Annotated in this window: 19 protein-coding genes and 1 pseudogene; 8 read left to right on the top strand and 12 right to left on the bottom strand. The window is 59.7% G+C overall.

Annotated features, from left to right (window positions below):
• Positions 1–20: 20 nt before the first annotated feature.
• Together uraD and puuE are read right to left on the bottom strand one after the other, a co-directional pair.
• Positions 21–536, bottom strand: a complete 516-nt coding sequence (gene uraD / locus V6M90_RS04195) for a 2-oxo-4-hydroxy-4-carboxy-5-ureidoimidazoline decarboxylase (RefSeq protein WP_003175243.1) — start codon at positions 534–536, stop codon at positions 21–23.
• Positions 533–1,459 carry an allantoinase PuuE gene (puuE, locus tag V6M90_RS04190; protein WP_078825541.1) on the bottom strand — a complete coding sequence of 309 codons (927 nt, stop codon included), beginning with the start codon at positions 1,457–1,459 and terminating at the stop codon, positions 533–535. The genes uraD and puuE overlap by 4 nt, the downstream gene beginning before the upstream one ends.
• A gap of 384 nt (positions 1,460–1,843) precedes the next feature.
• Here puuE and uraH point away from each other — a divergent pair, with 384 nt between their 5' ends.
• Both uraH and V6M90_RS04180 read left to right on the top strand, forming a co-directional pair.
• Positions 1,844–2,197: a hydroxyisourate hydrolase gene (gene uraH / locus V6M90_RS04185; RefSeq protein WP_332846126.1), complete on the top strand. Its 354-nt coding sequence runs from the start codon at positions 1,844–1,846 to the stop codon at positions 2,195–2,197.
• A gap of 177 nt (positions 2,198–2,374) precedes the next feature.
• Entirely contained in the window at positions 2,375–7,558 is a 5,184-nt protein-coding gene (locus V6M90_RS04180; RefSeq protein ID WP_332846125.1) for a dermonecrotic toxin domain-containing protein, read from the top strand.
• A 21-nt stretch (positions 7,559–7,579) separates the two neighbouring features.
• Here V6M90_RS04180 and V6M90_RS04175 read toward each other — a convergent pair whose 3' ends face one another.
• The 3 genes from V6M90_RS04175 to V6M90_RS04165 all read right to left on the bottom strand — a co-directional run bounded on the left by V6M90_RS04175 (position 7,580) and on the right by V6M90_RS04165 (position 10,222).
• A complete protein-coding gene (locus V6M90_RS04175; RefSeq protein ID WP_003175239.1) occupies positions 7,580–8,206 on the bottom strand; it encodes a LysE family translocator in 627 nt (208 codons plus the stop codon).
• Between the two features lie 66 nt (positions 8,207–8,272).
• On the bottom strand, positions 8,273–9,535 hold the full coding sequence (locus V6M90_RS04170) for an NCS2 family permease (RefSeq protein ID WP_232291338.1): 1,263 nt from the start codon (positions 9,533–9,535) through the stop codon (positions 8,273–8,275).
• A 252-nt stretch (positions 9,536–9,787) separates the two neighbouring features.
• The gene (locus V6M90_RS04165) at positions 9,788–10,222 is read right to left on the bottom strand and encodes a MarR family winged helix-turn-helix transcriptional regulator (RefSeq protein ID WP_332846124.1); all 435 of its coding nucleotides are present in this window, start codon (positions 10,220–10,222) and stop codon (positions 9,788–9,790) included.
• Between the two features lie 82 nt (positions 10,223–10,304).
• Here V6M90_RS04165 and V6M90_RS04160 point away from each other — a divergent pair, with 82 nt between their 5' ends.
• Together V6M90_RS04160 and V6M90_RS04155 are read left to right on the top strand one after the other, a co-directional pair.
• On the top strand, positions 10,305–11,471 hold the full coding sequence (locus tag V6M90_RS04160) for an aminotransferase-like domain-containing protein (protein ID WP_332846123.1): 1,167 nt from the start codon (positions 10,305–10,307) through the stop codon (positions 11,469–11,471).
• 10 nt (positions 11,472–11,481) lie between these two features.
• On the top strand, positions 11,482–12,084 hold the full coding sequence (locus V6M90_RS04155) for a glutathione S-transferase family protein (protein WP_141063257.1): 603 nt from the start codon (positions 11,482–11,484) through the stop codon (positions 12,082–12,084).
• Between the two features lie 42 nt (positions 12,085–12,126).
• Here V6M90_RS04155 and V6M90_RS04150 read toward each other — a convergent pair whose 3' ends face one another.
• On the bottom strand, positions 12,127–13,023 hold the full coding sequence (locus V6M90_RS04150; RefSeq protein ID WP_141063256.1) for a LysR family transcriptional regulator: 897 nt from the start codon (positions 13,021–13,023) through the stop codon (positions 12,127–12,129).
• Positions 13,024–13,148: 125 nt separating this feature from the next.
• On the opposite strand from V6M90_RS04150, the gene V6M90_RS04145 reads away from it, so the two are divergent.
• The 3 genes from V6M90_RS04145 to V6M90_RS04135 are packed head-to-tail and all read left to right on the top strand — an operon-like array spanning position 13,149 to position 16,084.
• Complete coding sequence (locus tag V6M90_RS04145) at positions 13,149–14,441, top strand: CitMHS family transporter (RefSeq protein WP_003175233.1); 1,293 nt, start codon at positions 13,149–13,151, stop codon at positions 14,439–14,441.
• The gene (locus V6M90_RS04140) at positions 14,442–15,767 is read left to right on the top strand and encodes an acyclic terpene utilization AtuA family protein (protein WP_141063255.1); all 1,326 of its coding nucleotides are present in this window, start codon (positions 14,442–14,444) and stop codon (positions 15,765–15,767) included.
• Positions 15,764–16,084 (top strand): AtuA-related protein, encoded by a 321-nt coding sequence (locus tag V6M90_RS04135; protein ID WP_003175231.1) that lies wholly within the window; start codon positions 15,764–15,766, stop codon positions 16,082–16,084. Before V6M90_RS04140 ends, V6M90_RS04135 begins: the two co-directional genes overlap by 4 nt.
• A 160-nt stretch (positions 16,085–16,244) precedes the next feature.
• Here the strand turns inward: V6M90_RS04135 and V6M90_RS04130 are convergent, their stop codons facing one another.
• From V6M90_RS04130 to V6M90_RS04120, 3 genes are all read right to left on the bottom strand, one after another.
• A complete protein-coding gene (locus V6M90_RS04130; protein ID WP_003175230.1) occupies positions 16,245–16,616 on the bottom strand; it encodes a glutathione S-transferase N-terminal domain-containing protein in 372 nt (123 codons plus the stop codon).
• 102 nt (positions 16,617–16,718) lie between these two features.
• Complete coding sequence (gene folE / locus V6M90_RS04125; protein WP_003175229.1) at positions 16,719–17,264, bottom strand: GTP cyclohydrolase I FolE; 546 nt, start codon at positions 17,262–17,264, stop codon at positions 16,719–16,721.
• Between the two features lie 227 nt (positions 17,265–17,491).
• Positions 17,492–18,739, bottom strand: a complete 1,248-nt coding sequence (locus tag V6M90_RS04120) for an MFS transporter (protein ID WP_332846122.1) — start codon at positions 18,737–18,739, stop codon at positions 17,492–17,494.
• 349 nt (positions 18,740–19,088) lie between these two features.
• Between V6M90_RS04120 and V6M90_RS04115 the strand changes: the two are divergent.
• Positions 19,089–19,217 (top strand): annotated as a pseudogene (locus V6M90_RS04115) (fructose-1,6-bisphosphate aldolase); the annotation flags it as partial.
• A gap of 169 nt (positions 19,218–19,386) precedes the next feature.
• Here V6M90_RS04115 and V6M90_RS04110 read toward each other — a convergent pair.
• The 3 genes from V6M90_RS04110 to V6M90_RS04100 all read right to left on the bottom strand — a co-directional run bounded on the left by V6M90_RS04110 (position 19,387) and on the right by V6M90_RS04100 (position 21,071).
• On the bottom strand, positions 19,387–19,944 hold the full coding sequence (locus tag V6M90_RS04110) for a Smr/MutS family protein (protein WP_003175227.1): 558 nt from the start codon (positions 19,942–19,944) through the stop codon (positions 19,387–19,389).
• A 73-nt stretch (positions 19,945–20,017) separates the two neighbouring features.
• Positions 20,018–20,338, bottom strand: a complete 321-nt coding sequence (locus tag V6M90_RS04105; protein WP_003175226.1) for a hypothetical protein — start codon at positions 20,336–20,338, stop codon at positions 20,018–20,020.
• A gap of 142 nt (positions 20,339–20,480) precedes the next feature.
• Positions 20,481–21,071, bottom strand: a complete 591-nt coding sequence (locus V6M90_RS04100) for a cysteine hydrolase family protein (RefSeq protein ID WP_003175225.1) — start codon at positions 21,069–21,071, stop codon at positions 20,481–20,483.
• Positions 21,072–21,088 lie beyond the last annotated feature (17 nt).

Below are 21,088 nucleotides of genomic sequence, written 5' to 3'. Positions count from 1 at the left end.
GAGTGGCTGGGGATGGACTGCTAGAGGGTCAGTAAACGGAACAACGCGATCTTGTTGATCTCGTCCAGCGCGCACTTGAACTCGGCGTCCGCGGAGTTGTGGATGCGCGTTTCGAACGCGGCGAGTATTTGGTGCCGGTTGCTGCCTTTTACCGCCATGATGAAGGGAAACTTGAACTTGGCTTTATAGGCCTCATTCAGCTCGGTGAAGCGAGAAAACTCTTCGGCCGTGCATTGGTGAATACCCGCGCCTGCTTGTTCATCGGTGCTGGCTTGGGTCAGTTGGCCCTGGACGGCAGCTTTGCCGGCCAGGTCCGGGTGAGCGTTGATCAACGCCAGCTGACTGGCATGATCGGCACTCAACAGGATGTCGCTCATGCGCTGGTGCAGGGTTTCGATCTGGTCGATCGAGGTGTCCTGGCCCAGGTCGAACGCCTTTTCGGCCACCCAGGGCGAATGTTCGTAGATATCGGCGAAGGCGGCGACAAACGCATCGCGGCTCAGGGTCGAGGGTTTCAGGGTGTGGAACGCAGTCATATCGCCGCTCCCGTGCAGGGGTGGGTTGCGTGCCAGTGGCGGGCAATATCGACACGACGGGTGAACCACACCTGTTCGTGGCTTTTGGCGTATTCGATAAAGCGCTTCAACGAGGCCAAGCGGGCAGGGCGGCCGATCAGGCGGCAATGCAGGCCGATGGAGAGCATTTTCGGCGCCTCGGCCCCTTCGGCATAGAGCACGTCGAAGGCGTCCTTGAGGTACTCGAAAAAGTCATCGCCCTTATTGAAACCCTGCACCTGGGTGAAGCGCATGTCATTGGTGTCCAGGGTATAGGGGATCACCAGGTGCGGCTTGCCGTTGGGGGTGTTGGGTTCCCAGTAGGGCAGGTCATCGTCGTAGGTGTCGCAGTCGTACAGGAAACCGCCTTCTTCCATCACCAGGCGGCGGGTGTTGGGGCCCGTGCGCCCGGTATACCAACCCAGGGGGCGCTCGCCGGTCAGTTCGGTGAGGATGCGGATGGCTTCGAGCATGTGCTCGCGCTCCTGGGCCTCGTCCATGTACTGATAGTCGATCCAGCGGTAACCGTGGCTGCAGATCTCGTGACCGGCCTGGACCATGGCGCGGATCACCTCCGGATGGCGCTGGGCGGCCATGGCCACGGCGAAGACGGTCAGCGGGATATCGAATGCCTTGAACAGCTTGAGAATGCGCCACACGCCGGCACGGCTGCCGTATTCGTACAGCGACTCCATGCTCATGTTGCGTTCGCCCTGCAATGGCTGAGCCGAGACCATTTCCGAAAGGAAGGCTTCGGACTCTTTGTCGCCATGCAAAATGTTGCGCTCGCCGCCTTCTTCGTAGTTGAGTACGAACGACAACGCGATGCGTGCCTTGCCCGGCCAGTGGGGGTGAGGAGGGTTACTGCCGTAACCGATCAGGTCGCGTGGGTAGTCAGCGCTCACTGCAGTCTTCCTTCTTGTGCGTGGTAGCAAGTGTGTGGCGGCCGGCGCGAAGACCTGGTGGCGTCACAGTGATGGGATGATTGTATACAACTTGCAGGTCACTTTGTAAGCCTGTATTTCTGCATTTTTTCCAGCCCACCGTCATCGCTTAGCGCTGCAAGAAACTTGCCCAAATGGTCAATAAATGGATGAAAGGTCTTTTAAAAGCAAGGCTCAATGAGTATCTGCTGCAAGGAGGGAGGTTCAAAGGCTCGCGCAAAAGTTTGTGATTTTTATTGTGTACAATATTTGTCAAAAGTGTCTTAATCGGCCTGTCACCGGCTTTTTCATGCACTGCAAAGGTGCGGCCTATCTTCACTCGACTCAATAAGGGAGCCCGGATCCATGGGACGACTGACCACACACGTACTGGATGCGGCTCACGGCTGCCCCGGCAGCGCCATCCAGGTTGAACTGTACCGCGTCGAAGGCACGCGGCTTGAGCTCGTCGCCGGTGCCGTCACCAACAGCGATGGTCGTTGTGACGCGCCGCTGCTGCAAGGCGATGACTACCGCAGCGGCGTCTACCAGTTACAGTTCAGTGCCGGCGATTACTACCGTGCCCGTGGCGTGCAGTTGCCGGAACCGGCGTTCCTCGATGTGGTGGTGCTGCGCTTTGGCATCAGTGCCGAACAGGACCACTACCATGTGCCCCTGCTGATTTCGCCCTACAGTTATTCGACCTACCGAGGCAGTTGAGTCTTCACCGCGCTTCACACCCCCAAAGCGCTTCGCTGTTTTTTTCGCCCGCTCACACTGCGGGCTTTTTTTCTGCCGATGTGGCTGATCGTCAACGACCTCGATCTATTTATGTAGTGCCAGAGCGGTGAGCCAGCCCCCTAATCTGCGGTTTTACAGCAGAGAATGGATGCAGGCATGGAACCCGAACAGTTGGCCGCGACTGATAAAACCCCTGAACATACTCAAGGGCCAGTGTCTTCCGCCGACCCACCAGGCTCCATGGCGTGGATGGAGTCGGTCCTGATTGAGCGCTTGTCCACCAGTGCTCAACCCAGCCAAATGCTCAATCAGCTTTACCATGCCCAGACGCGATCCGCGCGGTACGCGCACCTGTTGCAAAAGATGCAGGTTCGTTCACCAAAAATCAGTCGGTTGATCCGCAAGACGTTGCGCGAAACATTCGAGACTGACCCCGATTCCCTGTTGCTCAATGTGCCATTGGTGCCCGATGCGCCGCCATGGCGTCGCAACTTGACCGACACGGTCATGCACCTGCTGGCCGAACGTGCGTGTACGAGAGCAGGTGCATGGAGCGAGCAGGTATGCCGACCGGAGGGCCAAGCCGGTAGAGTGCTGGATGAGATCTTCGATGTGGACCTGCTCGAACGCATCGAGGCCGCTGTGCCGGCGTATTGGCAAGTGCTGGCTGAAAACGAGGTCTGTTCGCGCAAGGATCGCTGGTGCACGCTGTACCGGAAGTTCGCGGCTGACCAGGCAGTGTTGGCCCATGGGTTGAATCAACTGTCCGACGCCGGGTTGGCGATGGTCATGACCCTGGTCGAAGCGCCCACTCCTCAGGCCCGTGCACGGGCGGGAGGCGTGCGCGCGAAACTGCAAGTGGCGCAAGTAGTGTGTCCAGGAAAGGCTGACAGCCAGATCCCGCTCAGTGGGGCCCTGCATCTTTTCTACCAGGAGGAGGCTGAGGATAAGCGACAGGTGCTGTACCTACCCGGCCTGGCTCAAGCGTTTTATGAGTTCAGCAGCCTGCAAGAGTGGCAGGCTCAGTTCGCCATACTGGTCAATACGCATGCGCTGCTGTTGTGGCCGCTGTTGGCGTTGCCTCGACGTCACCAGTTAGCGCCGGCCACAGCAGTAGCACTGCAGCCCTTCGCCGCGGGCCGGATAGGCCCGCACATCAGCATGGATGCCTTGGCCCATAGCGCCGAGGCGCTGTTAAAGGTGCAGTGGGACAACGAACTGGCCACATTGCTGGAGATCAATATCCCCTATCTGTTTGCCGGCAACGCAATCAAGGGCGCGCATATGCGACCGCTCGAACGTCTGCTGCAGGTGGAACAGGAGCGGGGCGTGATATCCGTGCAACCCGAGTTGAACACCGTTCTGTCGCGGTTGCTGGAAAGGGACAAGCAACGGCGTCATCGGGAGATCAGCTTTTCCAGCCTCTCGACCCACTTACCCTTGCGTGCCTGCGAAGCGAAGGTGCGGCATCAGGAACTCGCCTTTCAACGTCTGCTCAACCCCCAGGCACCGGGCGAGCAGACCCAGGCATTCAACACCGCCGTGGCCCTGCACAAACAATGGCTGGAAAAACGCAATCAATGCGCGCAGCTGCTGCAAGCGCAGGCGCACCGGTTGCATGAGTCCGCGTTCTGGGCCGACATCGGCACCGGCCAGGTCAGTCTGGAGCAGCGCCTGCTGAACGCTCGTGGCGCGGCGTTGGAGCTCGAGGCACTGCTGGGACACCGGATGGGCTTGATTGATCCGACGCTCTTGGCACGCGTCACGGCGCTCACCGCGAAGGCGGTGCAGACCAGCGACACCTGTGCAGATCGGGTGTTGGCGATCAGTATCGGCTCGGCGTCGCAGCCCAGGTACCGATTGCGCGGTGCATGCATACTCGCCGGTGCGGATGAGCCCGCAGCGTCCACCCGCCAGGCCGTGTTGTTGTACGTGCCTGGCATTGACGGTGGCTTGCAACGGTTCAAATCCCTGGCGTACCTGAAGCAGTGTGTACAGGCCAGTTTCAAGTCCACTGAACCCGGTGCGCTCTGGCAATGTATCGGGCGTGCCGAGCGCAACGCTGCGCGTGACTGGGTCCGAAGCTTGGCGGTGGACGAAGCGCTGGAGGTGATTGTCGAAGCGCTTGGGGCCGATGCGCTGAAAATCGGCCTTCAGGAACAGATAGCGGCGCTGGTGGAGGCGCACGAGCGGCTTGGACGAGGCGAGCGGATGTTCACCGAAGTCAGCGACAGATCGTTGACCACGACCTTGCTGGCGATGGAAGTCGAGCAGAACCTGCAGGTGCCGGCCAACGATGCGCGGGAAATGGCCTTGAATAATATCCAACTGGTCATCGCCGCTGCCAGGTTCAGCGCCACGCTGCCCCCCCTTGGCACGGATCACCGGCGCTTGCTTTTGAGCCAGCAACACAGTGAGTTCAACCTCCAGCGTTGGTTGACCACTCAGTTGGGCGACGTAGAAAGTTTCGGCCGCCAGCGCTTGATCTTGCAATTGACCCGGGATGGTTTTTACCCTGGGTTGGATATCGACAAGCCGCTTTTTGATATTCCAGATGACGTGAGCAAGGTCTGGGCCACCCACCCCGAGCGCGCGGTGGGGGAAGCAGGCGCGAAAACGCTGGTGAGTCCGGAGCGCACCACCTACAGCTTCTTGCAACTGGCCCTGAACAATCTTGATCCGCAGGCGCCGTGGACGCGCTGGCGCCTGCAGCATATGACCTGCCTGGACCCGGTCTGGACAACGCGCCTGAACGTGGATTACCTGATCAAGACTATCTCTGGCCTGGACCTTGGCGGGCAATTTGAGCGCAAAATCCTTGAGGTCTGTTATGGCGAAGAGGGCATGGCCCGGACCGCGCAGGTGTCGCCCTTGCTGCACGAGTTATTGCGCCGGCCGGTCAGGCACCAGGCGAAGCTGGCGCTGCTCGATCAGCAGCGTGTGCTGAGCGAGCGGGGTCGGCAGCTGTTTGCAAAGGTGTTGGCGAACAAGCGTGGCGCGAGCCTGGCGCCGCTGCAACTGTGTTTTCTACGGCTGGAGGCGCTGACGCTGCCATGGGCGCGGCATATTGCCGCGAGCGTGGTGATTCATGACCCTGGCAGCGGTTATTGCCTGCTTTACTGGCCCGGCGCCATTGGTTACCCGGCGCTGTCCGAATACACGAGCCTCAAAGCGTTGCGCGAGGCCTTGATGGCGCACCTGCAGCCCGGAGAACCCATCTCCAGGTTGGCTGAACATGTTGCACCTGGTTCCGAGTCGCAAGCCCTGCTTGGTTACCCTGGCTATATCAAAGCGCTGGTCGAGCCCGCTTCGATCTGGCGCCGCATGCTGGAACGCAACGGGATGTTTTCAGTCGTGAATATCGTCCACTCGGCGGTTGAGACGGGCAAATACCTGTATCGATGGTTCAAGACCAACCGAGTGTTCCCAGCGGCGGCCTTGAGCGAGATAGAGGCCGAGATCCTCGAGCAGCGAGCGCATGGTCCGCACGAATGGCTCGGCATCAGCGCCACGGACGCCACGGATATGCTCGGGCTCCTGGCTCACGCACGGGTGTTGCGGGTGCAGCGTGAGGCGCATGCTCAATCCAATTCCCTCGAAAGGCTGCAGGCGTATCGTCAGTGGCGATATGGCGAGGCGACGGGTCGAACCAACAGGGGGCTGTTATCGATGATCCCCCTGGTGGGTGTGGGGGTCGTGGCCTGGGAAGTGGTATTGGCCACGCGACGGCTTTATCACAGTGGAAGTGCCGATGATGTGATCGACCTGGTGTCCAGCGTGCACCTGTTATTGCTCGAATGCGCAATGCTGTTCCTGCCGGTAAAAGGGGCCAAAGGCTCGTCAAAGCACTTGATGGGCCCGGCGCTGAAGCGTCTGCATCAAGGCCAGCGCAGGCAAGCCAGCCTTACCGTGCGGCCTCCTTCGTCGTCCAGGTTCAAGGGGCCGTCCCCCTACAAGATGGCAGGCGCGGCGGTCGATGCGGTCGAGCTCAAGGCGCCGGTGGACAAGGGGACACGGATGCGCGACGGCGAGCAGTTCACGTTCGACGCCACCGGTCAGCGCCTGGGTGTCTATCGACGCAAAGGTGAGCAACGGCTGCGTTTCAAAAATACTCAAACACCTGGCGAGAATGAGCTGTTTGTATTTATCGAAGAGCCCCGCGAATGGCTGCTGGGCGCCGACAGCCCGCAGCCGGGCACGAGTACCGACGCAAGTGCTTCCTGGCGGCCGACGCCCGCGCCCACCCCGGTCAGTTGGTCGCCACCGTCGCCACGCTTAGTGGGTGATTTGACGAGAACGCCGATCAACATCGCCGGTCAATGGCGCGAATGGGGGCAGGCGCTGAACATCAGAGAGCTCACTGAGATAACGCCAGGCAAAAACCTGTATCAGGTAACCGGCTCGCCGCGCCGGGTCGTTAAAGTGGGCGCGAACTTCTATGAGACACTTGCCGACGGCTCGCAGCCCCATGCCGACCTCGTCTTCCTCAGACCACCGGGCGGGTTGATTGACAGCCTCGAGGGTTTGACCATGCACCTGGGGCAAGCCCCCACACAGCAACCGTTGCTGCTCACATACGGCGTCGACCTGCGCTGGACCCCGCGTCAAGACCTGTTCTTCCAGCCGCTTTCACAATCACTGGCTAACCGTTTCCCGGGCCTGACACCGGCCAGTCTGCGACAGTTGATGCACAGAATGGTGGAGCTGGCCGACACTGGCACATCCGTCACGAGCACTCGCTTATTGAACATCCGTGCAGCGCTGAATAGATGGGTGCCTCCCGCACTGGGGCAGATGGCACCGACCGACGATCTACTGACAATGCTGCGGCCTGTCAGACCGCGCAAAAAAGCCGTTCTGTACGTGGGACTGGATGGCGAGGTGGGAGGGTACGAGCGCGCGGACTTCGGTCTGTCAGGCGCGCCGGAGGCCAGGCTGCGCGGACCATCACGCGGTGACGTAGCGATCATGAATGACCGGATAACCGTCAGTACCAATGCCGTGACCCGTGTCCTTCAGTCTCTCGGATTTACGGTCACGATGGAAAGCTTCTCCTCTTCCATCAGGCGGCTTGTCTATCTGGTCTGCACACATCCAGCTTCAAATAACCTGTATTTCATATGGATAAAATGGCTGGATGGGACATCCCTCCCGATGAAAACCGGACGGGAACGTCTGATGTCTCGTGCATGGTTTACGGACAAGCACAGCTTGCGTCCAACGGTCTATCAACGGTTCCTGACGGCCCAGAATGAGGGCCGACTGGTCAAGCTATTCGCCGGCATCCAGGATGCCGATCCGCCGACAATTTACTTTTTAAGGCCGGCCGACCTGGACTGACGCTAAATCGGCCCAGAGCGCCTACCGGCTGAGCAACGAAGCCGCGCCGGCGCCGCCGAACAGGCCGGCACTGACCCGGTTGAACCAGCTTTGGCCCTTGCCGCTGCGCAGATAGCGCGCAGCGCCATGGGCGCCCAGGCCATAGGCCAGCTTGCACAGCAGATCGAGCAGTGTCCAGGTCGCGATCATCACCAGCAATTGCGGCAAAAACGGCTGTTGGCTATCGAGAAACTGCGGCAGAAAGGCGGCAAAAAACAGAATGTCCTTGGGGTTGCTGGCGCCCAGTACGAAGGCCCGGCCAAACAAGGCGCGAAAACGCGGCACGGTCGGTGCTTGCGCAACCTCGGCTGCCCGGGCCGGTTGCCGCGATTGCTGCCAGCTCTGCCAGGCAAGGTAGAACAGGTACAGGGCACCCACGAGCTTCAAGGCACCGAATAGCTGTTCGGACGCCAGCAACAACGCGCCCAAGCCGAGGGCCGAAGCGCTCAACAGACAGATCGAGGCAAACACGCCACCGAGAAACGCCGGGTACGAACGGCGCAGGCCGTAGTTGAGGCTGTTGCTGATCATCAGCAACGACAGCGGGCCGGGGATCAGGATCACGATCAAGGCGGCGCCGCTGAACAGCAGCCAGGTTTCAGTCGTCATTTCATTGCTCCAGTCTTCAGCGCCACGCTTCAAGCTGTCAGTCAACGCTTGTCGCTGGCCGCCGTTTTATAAAAATACAAACTTGGCGATAAAGATTGCGCACAGCACCCACAGGCTGACCGAGATTTCGCGGTATTTGCCGGTGCCGGCCTTGAGGGCCACGTAGGTGATAAACCCCAGCGCGATACCATCGGCGACCGAAAACGTCAGCGGCATCATGATCGCCGTGACGATCGCCGGAATGCTGTCGGTGGCTTCATCCCAGTTGATATGCGCCAGGCTCGCCATCATCAGCATCGCCACGTAAATCAAGGCGCCGGCGGTGGCATAAGCAGGAATCATACCCGCCAGCGGCGCAAAGAACATGGCGGCCACGAACAGCACACCCACGGTCACGGCGGTCAAGCCGGTGCGCCCACCCGCGGCTACCCCGGCGGCACTTTCCACGTAGCTGGTCACCGGCGGTACGCCGACCATGGCGCCGAATACGCTGGAGGCGCTGTCGGCCTTCAAGGCGCGGGACAGGTTGTGGATCTTGCCGTCGGCGTTGACCAGGCCGGCGCGCTGCGCGACGCCCATCAGGGTGCCGGCGGTGTCGAACATGTGCACGAACAGGAAGGCGAACACCACGCTGATCATGCTCACATTGAACACGCCCATCACGTCCATCGCCATCCAGGTCGGCGCCAGGCTCGGCGGCGTGGCGAGGATGCCGTTGTAATGCACCAGGTCCAGGCCCCAACCGGCGGCCGTCACGGCGATGATGCTGATCAGGATCGCGCCGAATACGCGGTGATAGCTGAGGATCGCGATCAGCAAAAAGCAGATGGCCGCCAACAGCGGAGCGGGTTCATGCAGCGAACCGAGCTTGATCAAGGTCGCCGGGCTGTCGACGATGATGCCCGCGGTTTTCAGGCCGATCACGCCGAGAAACAGCCCCACACCCGCACCCATGGCATGACGCAGGCTCACCGGGATGCTGTTGAGCAGCCACTCGCGAATACGCGACAGCGTGAGGATCATGAACAGCACGCCCGAGATGAACACCGCGCCCAGTGCGGTCTCCCAGGTGTAACCCATGGTGCCGACCACGGTGTAGGTGAAAAACGCATTCAGCCCCATGCCCGGCGCCAGGCCCACCGGCCAGTTGGCGTACAGCCCCATCAACAGGCAGCCCAGCGCGGCGGCGATGCAGGTGGCGACAAAGGCCGCGCCATGATCGATGCCGGCGTCGGCCATGATGTTGGGGTTGACGAAGATGATGTAGGCCATGGTGATGAAGGTGGTGAGGCCGGCGATCAACTCGGTCTTCACTGTGGTGCCATGCATGCGCAGTTTGAACAGGCGTTCCAGCCAGCCGCCTTGCGGTGCGGGGAGGTCGAGCGTTGGGGCTTCGGATTTGCGGCTATCCACAGCGAGTACTCCTCAAGCATTTTATTGTTATGGCCAGCGCGGGGCGCTGTGAGGTACTGGCGGGTTTGTTGACTAAAAGGTCAGGAACTCGCACGAAGCGAATTATGCTTTTGTATACAAATAAAGCAAATAATGTTTTTCATTATGTACTCAGAACTGGATGAAAGGCTAATTCACCCCACTCAGTGCCTGGTTGACCGCCAACCATCCGGCCACCGCCTCTTCCCCGGCTTCGCTGAACGCACGCTGCAAGAGCTTCACCTGTTCACGGCGCAACGACTGCTCGAAGCGCCGCCCTTCGTCGGTCAACTCCAGCAGGCGTTTACGCTTGTCGGTCTCGGACGCAACGCTGTCCACCAGTTGCATTTCCTGCAATTGGCGCAGCGGCATATTCAGCGCCTGCTTGCTCACACCCAGCAATTGCAGCAGCTCTTTGACGCTTGAGGCCGGGTAGCGCGCGATAAAAAACACGATGCGTTGGTGCACTCGGCTCAAGCCCCGGCGTTCGAGCATTTCGTCGGCCTTGGCGGTAAATGCCTGGTAGCCGAAGAAGAACGCTTCCATGGCTTGTTGCTGGCTGGTCTGGTTTTTAAGGTCAAGCATATTGACGTATCCGCCCAAGTCGTCGTAATTTCGGTCAACCAGTTTGACGTATTTCCCACAACCTTCGCCAGCGGTGACCTCCATGGCCTTCTCTGAACGTGTTACGCGCCTCAAAAGCTCCCTGATCCGTGAAATTCTCGCGGCAGCCCAGCGCCCGGAAGTGATGTCGTTCGCCGGTGGCCTGCCGGCCGAATCCATGCTGCCAGCGTTGAACTGGGACGACATGCCACTGAACATCGGCCAATACGGCATGAGCGAAGGCGAACCGCAATTGCGCGAACTGCTCGCCGCCGAGGCCCGCGCCCTGGGCGTGCCGTGCCAGGCCAGCCAGGTGCTGGTGGTCAGCGGTTCCCAGCAAACCCTCGACCTGGCGGCCAAGCTGTATATCGACAAGGGCACGCAAATCCTGCTGGAAGGTCCGACCTACCTGGCCGCGTTGCAGATCTTCCAACTGTTCGGCGCCGAGTGTCTCACCGTGCAGTTGGAAGCCGACGGCCCGGACCTTGCCGCGTTGCGTGCCAACCTCGAACGCCATCGTCCGGCCTTCATCTACCTGATCCCGACCTTCCAGAACCCCTCGGCGGTGCGTTACAGCGAAGCCAAGCGCGACGCCGTGGCCGCTTTGCTCGATGAATTCGGCGTGACCCTGATCGAAGACGAACCCTACCGCGAACTGACCTTCGACGCGGGCAGCGCACGGCCGATCGTCAGCCGCTTGCACAAGGCCAGCTGGATCTACACCGGCACTGTTTCCAAAACCCTGTTGCCCGGCCTGCGCGTCGGCTACCTGATCGCCAGCCCGGATCTGTTCCCGCACCTGCTCAAGCTCAAGCAATCGGCGGACCTGCACACCAACCGTGTGGGCCAGTGGCAGGCGATGCAGTGGATCGGCACCGAGCGCTATCAGCAACACCTGGTCCAACTGCGCAGCTTTTACCGTGAGCGCCGCGATGATTTCCAGGCGGCACTTGAGCGTCACTTTGGCGACCTGGCGGACTGGCAAGTGCCCCAGGGTGGATTATTCTTCTGGCTGACCTTGAAACAGCCGGTGGATACCCGCACTTTATTGCCCCAAGCGCTGGAGCAGAACGTGGCGTTCATGCCCGGTGAACCGTTCTTCTCCGAGCCGGACCAACACCTGGGCTCGTTGCGCCTCAATTTCAGCCATATCGACCCGGCCTGCCTGGATGAAGGCCTCTCGCGCCTGGCCGGCGTGGTCCGTCAAGCACAGCACGCGCAAGCGGCATAAGGGGAGCCCCATGTACAAGGTTTATGGCGATTACCGTTCGGGCAACTGCTACAAGGTCAAATTGATGCTCAACCTGCTGGGCATCCCGTATGAATGGGTGAATGTCGACATTCTCAACGGCGACACCCAGACCGCCGAGTTCCTGGCCAAGAACCCCAACGGCAAGATCCCCGTGCTGGAGCTGGAAGACGGCACATGCCTGTGGGAATCCAATGCGATCCTCAACTTCCTCGCCGATGGCAGCGAATTTTTGCCGACGGAGCCGCGGTTGCGTACGCAAGTGCTGCAATGGCAGTTCTTCGAGCAATACAGCCACGAGCCGTATATTGCGGTAGCACGGTTTATCCAGTTCTACCTGAACATGCCCGAGGATCGGCTTGAGGAATATAAAACCACGCACAAGGGCGGCTACAAGGCACTGAGGGTGATGGAGCGCCAGTTGCAGGCCACGCCGTACCTGGTGGGCGAGCAGTATTCGATTGCCGATATCGCGTTGTATGCCTACACCCATGTGGCGCATGAAGGCGGCTTTGACCTGGCGCCTTACCCGGCTGTGCTGGCGTGGTTGCAGCGCGTGGCCAGTCATCCCAAGCATGTTCCGATGCTGGATTAAACGCAGATCCCAATGTGGGAGGGGGCTTGCTCCCTCCCACATTTAGCTCTGTGGTGTATCGGATAATTTGTCATGCAGCAAATCAAAACACTGCCGCGCCGCCGGGCTCAGCCCCATGCCGCTACGACTGATCAGGCCGATCTCACGGTTCACGCCGGGATGATCGATGTGGATGCGCTTCAACCCCTCCAGGCTGTCCGCCGCCGACTCCGGCAGCACGCTGATGCCCAAGCCCTGGCGCACCAATGCCAGCACCGTCGACATGTAGTTGGCCTCCATCCCCGCGTTCATCGTCAGCCGTGTTTCGTCAAACAAAGCGTCCACCTGTTCGCGCACACTGCTGTCGCGTCCGGTCAGGATGATCGGCTGGTCCGCCAGTTGCTCCAGGGTCAACTGGCGGTGGCGGGCGAGGGGATGCCCCAGCGGCACGAACGCACACAGCCGGTCATTCAGCACCGGTACGAAATCCAGCCCATGGCTCAGCCGCGCGCGTACGCCGATGCCGAAGTCCACCGCGCCCTCGCGCACCTGGGCATGAATACGGTGGGCGACCAGGTCGTGCAAACGCACTTCAATCCCGGCAAAACGCTCGCGAAACAGACGCAAGGCCGGCGGCAGGGCGCCTGCGCACACTGAGGGCAGGGCGGCGAGGCTGACCACGCCGCGGCGCAAGGCCGCGAGGTCGCGTGAGCCGGTGACGATGTTGTCCAGGTCCAGCAGCAGCTTTTCCATGGGGCCACGCGCCTCCTGGCCGGCAGCGGTGATGCTCACATGACGCGGGCTGCGGTCGAGCAGGGCGACGCCCAGCCAATCCTCCAGTTGCTGCACCTGCACGGTGAGGGCCGAGGGTGACAGGTGCAGTTCGTTGGCGGCCTTGGTGAAGCTGCCGGTACGGGCTACGGCAAGAAAGGCCTGAATGTGCTGGATAGAATTCTTCATAGCAATCGCTTCATTTTGTTTTTCCGAACATGCAGGTCTGAATATTCCAATTTACAAAGACTAACCCGCTTCCAATACTCCAGGGAAAACAATAACCGGCCAAAAAGGCCGCTCTGGAGTAACCCATGCTCGCTACCCTGGGTGTCATCACCATCCTGTGCCTGCTCGCTGCCGTCATGAGCAAACGCCTCTCGCCACTGGTGGCCCTGATCGCCTTGCCGATCATCGCTGCGCTGCTCGGTGGGTTCGGCCTGCAAACCAGCGCCTTCATCATTACCGGTATCAAGAACGTCGCCCCAGTGGTGGGCATGTTTGTGTTTGCGATCCTGTTTTTCGGGATCATGACCGATGCCGGCATGCTCGACCCCATCATTGATCGTATCCTGCGCACGGTTGGCACGCGTCCTACACGCATCGTCGTCGGCACCGCGACCCTGGCGCTGCTGGTGCACCTGGACGGTTCCGGGGCGGTGACCTTCCTGGTGACGGTGCCGGCGATGCTGCCGTTGTATACGCGGCTGGGCATCGACAAACGCATCCTCGCCTGTGTCTGCGCGATGGCCGCCGGGGTCAACTTCCTGCCCTGGACCGGGCCGGTGCTGCGCTCGTCGGCGGCGCTGCATGTTCCGGTGGCCGACCTGTTCCAGCCGCTGATCCCGGTGCAGATCGTCGGGCTGATCTTTGTCTTCGCCTGTGCCTGGTGGCTTGGCCACCGTGAAGAAAAACGCCTGGGCCTGGGGATCGGCTCCAGCGTGGAGGCGGTGCCGCAACGGGTGCTCAGCGATGACGACATCGCGCTGCGTCGCCCACGGCTGTTCTGGGTCAACCTGATCCTCACCGTGCTGGTGATGGTGGTGATGATCGCCGGTTGGGTCGACCCGGTGGTGATGTTCATGCTCGGCACCGTGGTGGCGCTGTGCATCAACTACCCGAACGTCGACGCCCAGCGCGCTCGCATCGACGCCCATGCCAAAACCGCCCTGACCATGGCCAGCATCCTGCTCGCCGCCGGGGTGTTCACCGGCATCATGCAAGGCACCGGCATGCTCAAGGCGATTGCCGAAGTGGCGGTGGCGCAGATTCCCGCCGGCCACGGCAAGCTGATCCCGGCGGTGGTGGGCTTTATCTCCATGCCATTGAGCATGCTGTTTGACCCCGATTCCTACTATTTCGGCGTGATGCCGGTGATCGCCGAAGTCGGCAAGGCCCTGGGTGTCGACCCGCTGCAAGTGGCCCAGGCCTCGCTGCTGGGCGTGCACACCACCGGGTTCCCGGTCAGCCCGCTGACCCCCGCGACCTTCCTGTTGGTGGGCCTGTGCAAAATCGAATTGGCCGATCACCAGCGCTTCACCATTGCGTTTCTGTTTGCCGCGTCGGTGTTGATGACCCTGACGGCATTGCTCCTGGGAGTGATTTAAATGAAAACCTTGCGCATCGGTTCCGGCGCCGGCTACTCCGGCGACCGTATTGAACCTGCCGTGGAACTGGCCGAACAGGGTGAGCTGGATTACCTGGTGTTCGAATGCCTGGCCGAACGCACCATCGCCCTGGCGCAACAGGCACGTATCAGCGATCCACAGGGGGGGTATGACCCGCTGCTCACCGAGCGCATGCAACGTGTGTTGCCTTACGTCGGCCGTCGTGAAGGGCACCGCCGTCTGCGGGTGATCACCAATATGGGCGCGGCCAACCCTGTGGCGGCAGGCATTGAAGTGCGGCGGATCGCCAGTGCACTGGGCCTTGAGCTCAAGGTGATGGCCGTGGTGGGCGATGACGTGTTGGACGTCCTGCGTCCCGAGCAGGTCTTGGATAACGGCCAGACGGTCGGCGCCCTGGGTAAACGGATAATTTCCGCGAATGCCTACCTGGGTGTCGACAGCATCCTGGCGGCCCTGCGCGCCGACGCTGACGTGGTGATCACCGGACGCGTGGCCGACCCGTCGTTGTTCCTGGCGCCGCAGATGTTCGAGTTCGGCTGGGCGCCGGACGACTGGCAGCGCCTGGGGCGCGGCACGCTGGTGGGGCATTTGCTGGAGTGTGCGGGGCAGGTCAGCGGGGGGTATTTCGCCGATCCTGGTTTCAAGGATGTGGACGACCTGGCGCGGCTGGGCTTTCCGCTGGCTGAAATCGACGCGGAGGGCGAAGCCTTGATCACCAAGGTGGCGGGCTCCGGCGGGCGGGTCAGCCGCGCGACCTGTACCGAACAATTGATCTACGAAGTGCATGACCCGGCGGCGTACCTCACGCCGGACGTCACTGCGGACTTTTCCCGGGTGGGGTTTGTCGAGGAGGGCTTTGATCGCGTGCGTGTCCAGGGTGCAACGGGGCGCGCGCGGCCTGAGCAACTGAAGGTCAGTGTCGGTTATCTGGACGGCTGGATCGGCGAAGGGCAAATGTCCTACGGCGGCCCCGGCGCTGTCGCACGGGCACAGCTGGCGCGGGACGTTGTCCTTAAACGTTTGGAATTGATGGGCGTGAAGATGCAGGACGTGCGCGCCGAGTTGATCGGCATGGATGCGCTGCATGGCCCGCGCAGCAGTATCGAGCCCTGGGAAGTGCGCCTGCGCGTCGCTGCACGCTGTGAAGAACGCAGCGAGGCCGTGCGGGTCGGCAATGAAGTGGAGACCCTTTACACCAACGGCCCGTCCGGCGGCGGCGGTGCGAGCAAGAGCGTGCGGCAGGTGGTGGCGGTGGCGTCGTTGCTGCTGGCGCGTGACGCGGTCAACCCGAGGATCGAAGCATGAAACTGCATAACCTGGCCCATTCCCGTACCGGGGACAAGGGCGACACCTCGAACATTTCGATCATTGCCTATCGCGCCGAGGATTACCCGCTGCTGTGCGAACAGCTCACGGCTGAGCGCGTTGCCGAGTTTTTTGCGGGACTGCTGGAACCGGGTGCGGCGCCGGTGCGGCGTTATGAACTGCCGAATGTACACGCGCTGAACTTCGTGCTGCCGGGGATATTGCGCGGCGGCGTAACCCGCTCGCTGGCGCTGGATGCGCATGGCAAGTGCCTGGGTTCTGCGCTGCTCGACCTTGATTTGGCCATGATGGACTAACTGTGGGAAGGGCTTTCTGTGGGAGGGGCTTTCTGTGGTGAGCAGGCTTGTCCTGCGCTGGGCTGCGAAGCAGCCCCCTTGGATCTGTGGTGAATCCGTCGGGGGGACAAGCCCCACTCACTACAGCAAGCCCCACACACATTTAATCCGCACAAGTCTGTCAGATGGCGGCGAAGCGTTTGTCCAGGTAATCGATGATCACCTTGGAGTCGTACATCCAGGTGGTCTGGCCATTCTCTTCGATACGCAGGCACGGCACCTTGATCTTGCCGCCTTGCTCCAGCAGGGTCTGGCGATCCTGCTCATTATTTTTCGCGTCCTTGAGCGCCACCGGCACGTTCAGGCGGTGCAGGGTGCGGCGGGTCTTCACGCAGAACGGGCAGGCGTGGAACTGATACAGGGTCAGACCCTTGGCCGCGTCGTTGACCTGCGCCTGCTGTTCGGCGGGGCGCTGCTTTTTACGTGGGCGGGTCAGGAAGTCGCCCGCGATGATGACGTGGCCGAGACCGACTCGAAGTGCTTTGACGAACATGGCTGAAAGCCTCTTGCCCATGAAGAAGGGGTCGCAGCTTACCTGAATTTTGTAAGCGAAAAAAAACCGGCGATGAACGCCGGTTTTTTCCTGCTCTGCCTGTTACTTGATCAGGCTGAGGAATTCGCTGCGGGTCGCCGCGTTTTCGCGGAACTCACCCAGCATCACCGAAGTGATCATCGACGAATTCTGCTTCTCCACACCGCGCATCATCATGCACATGTGCTTGGCCTCGATCACCACGGCCACGCCCAGGGCGCCTGTCACTTGCAGTACCGCGTCGGCGATCTGGCGGCTGAGGTTTTCCTGAATCTGCAGGCGGCGCGCGTACATGTCGACAATCCGCGCCACCTTCGACAGGCCCAGCACTTTGCCGCTCGGGATATACGCAACATGGGCCTTGCCGATAAACGGCAGCAGGTGGTGTTCGCACAGCGAGTAGAGCTCGATGTCCTTGACCAGCACCATTTCGCTGTTGTCGGAGCTGAACAAGGCACCGTTGGTGACTTCTTCGAGTGTCTGTTCATAGCCGCGGCAGAGGTACTGCATCGCCTTGGCGGCGCGCTTTGGCGTGTCAAGCAGGCCCTCGCGGGAGACGTCCTCGCCGAGTTGGCCGAGGATCGCGGTGTAGTTTTGTTCCAATGTCACAGGACGGTTTCCGTATGGGTTTCAGAGCGGTACGGTGTGTGCCTGTACCAATGTGAAGCGTTGTTTCAGCGCGGATGACCCGTTGTGCGCTGACGATTGGCGCACATAGTAGCGTAGGTAGGTCGTCAGGTGTATTGCTGGGCGAAGCTGACGCTCAACACGAGCGCTGTAACCCAGAATTCGAGGCTTCCTCGGCTGTGGGTCTGTGACTACCTCGTTACGCTAACCTATGGTTTGTACGCGCGCCGCCTGTGAATATAAAAATAGACCGCAATTGACATAAGTGCAGTTAAAAATGCCATGCATGCAGCGACTACAAAAGGCGCCGGGCGGCCGGCTGCGGCTATTAACGCCGTTCCTAAAGACGGTCCGGTGATAACGCATAAGATTTGGATGCTTCTAAAAGACATGGATATCCTTCCGATATTATCAGGCGGACATAGTTGTTGAAGGATTATGTGTGAGGCTATTATTAGCATCTCATAGCCAAATCCGTTCACAAACCACACCGCCGGATAGAGATGGTTTCTGCCGGGCACTTGGAAAAATACCAATGCCGCAGTCAGTACTAATGCAATGGAAAAAATAATTAATTCATTTGACCGAAGCAGGATCTCATCCCTATCGTGTAATTTGAACTTTATCAGCAATGCCGCACCTATCGCGCCTGCGGCGGTTGAGGAAATGATTACTGAAAAACTGACGGGGGGCAAACCTTCATTGGCTAGAAAGGATGCCAAATGAGGGTCGTAAATTCCTAAAGCCAGCGAAGTGAGTAAAGAATACAAAAAGCCAATGCGCAGTTGAAAGGGCAAAGAATTAAATATAGAGAATCCTCTCAATATGTCACGATATAGCGAAAGAATTTTTGTAGAGGAATACTGAGGTTGTGTCTGGATCACTGAACAAATAGACATCAGGAGCGGAAGGCTTGCAAACATGGCCGCGGCCGACAAAAAGAATACATCCTTAGGTGACAGTATTACCGTTAACATGCCTGCAAGTAATGGCGCGAAAATTTTGGAAAATTGATCGGCGAGACTTGTGCAGCTGAAAAAAGATTTGCGTTCTTCAGCGATAATTAATTGCTGAACCGTAATGATGATCGAAGGGAAGTAAACCAGGTTGGAGACGCCTTTCAAAATGACAAAAAGCAAAAAAACCTGAAGGTTTGGAGAGAGTGCAAGCGCTACAGTAGATATTGCGCGAAGCAGAGAACCCAATACGAGTGTTTTCCTTACGTCATGTCGATCTATTAGTGTTCCTACGATAGGCCCTAGAAACAACATTGGAGCGCCCAAGCAAAATGCCAGGACAGCTATTGATGAAGGAGAGGCATTCCATAGATATACAGGTACAGTGAAAATCAGAAAAATATCAAGCCAAAGTGACAGGCTGGATAGTGCTTGTACGAAAATAAGTTTACTTGAAGTATTTGTCATAACTATTGGGGCTTTAAAAAAGCTTGTCTTCAATTACGAATCCATCAAGCCTATTCTCAGTGGCGAAGCGGTGAAGGTCACTCGGTTTATTTATGAGGCCACGACCGTTGAGATTGCGATGCACTTAAATCGTAGGGTGAGTTATTGTGGTTGTCAATTTGAATGTTTTTGCTCTTTGCTGTTTTTAATTGGGGTTTTGTGGTTTTTTTTACTTGTAGGTTCTCGGATGATTCTGGATGGTTTTTCCTACATCTCACATCAGCGCTGGTTTTCAAAGCTACTTAGTTTATAAATGGCGCTGTAACATCCAGTTGCATAAAGTCGAAGGCTTCTTGTCTGCGTGGTACAAATACTTTCTTCGCAGGTAATAGGTGATCTCAATATGCCTGATGTGCGTACCGCAAGTTATGAAACTCTCGGTACTGGCGGTAACGCGTCGAAGATCAAGCCGATGTCGCTGGAAGCGATGTACCAGCGATATTTGAGAGGTGAGTTGAGCGCTAAGGTGAACCGTCAGAAAAGTCCGCAGCTGGGCGCTACAGGAGAAACTATGGGGTTGTTTGGGGGCACAGGTCTCGATACTGGATACAGCAAACTGGCTTGGTTGCGCGTCGTATACGGAGTTCGACGTAAGATGACGTGAGAGGACGGCGGAAGCGTAAATCCGCCTCCTACTCGATTTACTCGTCCCGCCCTTCCATCATCGTCCGCTTGAGCATCACATACACCGCCCCCGCGCCGCCGTGGCGGGCCTGGCAGGAGGTGAAGCCGAGTACCTGGGCATGCTGGCGCAGCCAGGTGTTGACGTGGCTCTTGATCATCGGCCGCTTGCCGTCCAGGCGCACGGCCTTGCCGTGGGTGACGCGCACGCAGCGGATTTCGAACTTGGTGGCTTCGGCGAGAAAGGCCCACAGGGTTTCCCGGGCTTTTTCCACAGTCATGCCGTGCAGGTCGAGGCTGCCTTCGAAGGGGATCTGGCCGGCCTTGAGTTTGCGCATCTGGCTTTCCTGCACGCCGTCGCGGGCCCACATCAGTTCGTCTTCGGGGCCGACGTCGATCACGAACTGGTCCGACAGGCCATCCACGGTGGTGGCGTCGGTGCGCACGGTCGCGGCCTGGCGCAGTTTGGCAATCTGTGCCCGGTCGGCCTTGGGTTTGCCGGTGTCGGCGCGGTCGTGCTTGATCGGCTTGACGCCGCGCAGCTCGTTTTTGAACAGGGAAAAGTCGTCGTCTTGCATGGTGGCCTCCGCGAAGGGCGGCAGTTTACCTAATTCGCGGCAGCCGGGCGCAGGAAACGCTATCCAGGCGCCATCAGTCGTGCTTTTTCATCAAGTGCGAAGCGATGTTCAGGGACAGCGGCTGGCGCATTTTCCGACGGCTACGTCGCCATAACCACACGCCTGTCCACAGCACCAACAGGCCGATCCCCAACAGGAGGGCCGAACCGCCCGGGCTTGCATTCAGCTCACCAAGGGCTGGCGAATGACCAAACAAACCGGCGCCACCAGCGCCAGCCAACAACAGACCTACAATCGCCAGCAGCGCGGCAATGCCTGCCACCAGGCGCAGACGCCAATTGCTCGGGCCCTTGGGGCGCAAGCGACGAGCGTCAAAACCATCGGATATCTTCATTCCGACCTTTCCTCCAGGGTATCGGCCCTTCGACCGGAAGATACACAGGTTGTTCCGGTAGCCGGGGCAAATGCGCCAAATGAGGCGGTTTTGTGGATGAGCGGAGCAATAAACATTGCCGCACCGCTCATCCGAAGGACGATCAGATCAGGTCTTTGGTCAGCGCGAGGGTGGCGAAGTTGTCGGCCATGATCGCCATTTCGGTCTGCTGCACGTGCTCGGCGCTCAGGATGCCGCCTTTGTAGGGCAGGTCGCGGGTGGCGCAGGCGTCTTCCACCAGGGTGCAGCGAAAGCCCAGGTTTTTGGCGGCGCGCACCGTGGTGCTGACGCTGGAGTGGCTCATGAAGCCGCACACGATCAGGTCCAGGGAGCCGAGGTCCTGCAGGTGTTTTTCCAGGCCGGTGCCGTGGAAGGCGCTCGGCAGCAGCTTGCCGATGATGGTTTCGTCACGTTCAGGCTCAAGGCCGGGAATGAACTCGCCACGTTCGCCCTGGGGATCAAACAGGCCACCGACGGTGCCCAAGTGGCGCACATGCACGATCGGGCGTCCGGCGTTGCGCGCCGCAGCCACCAGTTGCTTGATATGGGCGACCGCCGCGTCCATGCCCGAAAGGGCGAGTGGGCCGCTGAGGTATTCCTTTTGGGCGTCGATGATCACGAGGGTCGCATGGGCAAGGTTGGCTGCTGCGTAACCGCGACCGCTGAGTTGAAACATCGTCTTTGGAACGGACATTCTGGGGCTCCTGTGAG

The organism is Pseudomonas lactucae (assembly GCF_036688725.1).
Classification (GTDB): domain Bacteria; phylum Pseudomonadota; class Gammaproteobacteria; order Pseudomonadales; family Pseudomonadaceae; genus Aquipseudomonas; species Aquipseudomonas lactucae.
Note: the sequence above shows the minus strand (reverse complement) of the source record. Positions and strands in the feature narration are given on the sequence as shown.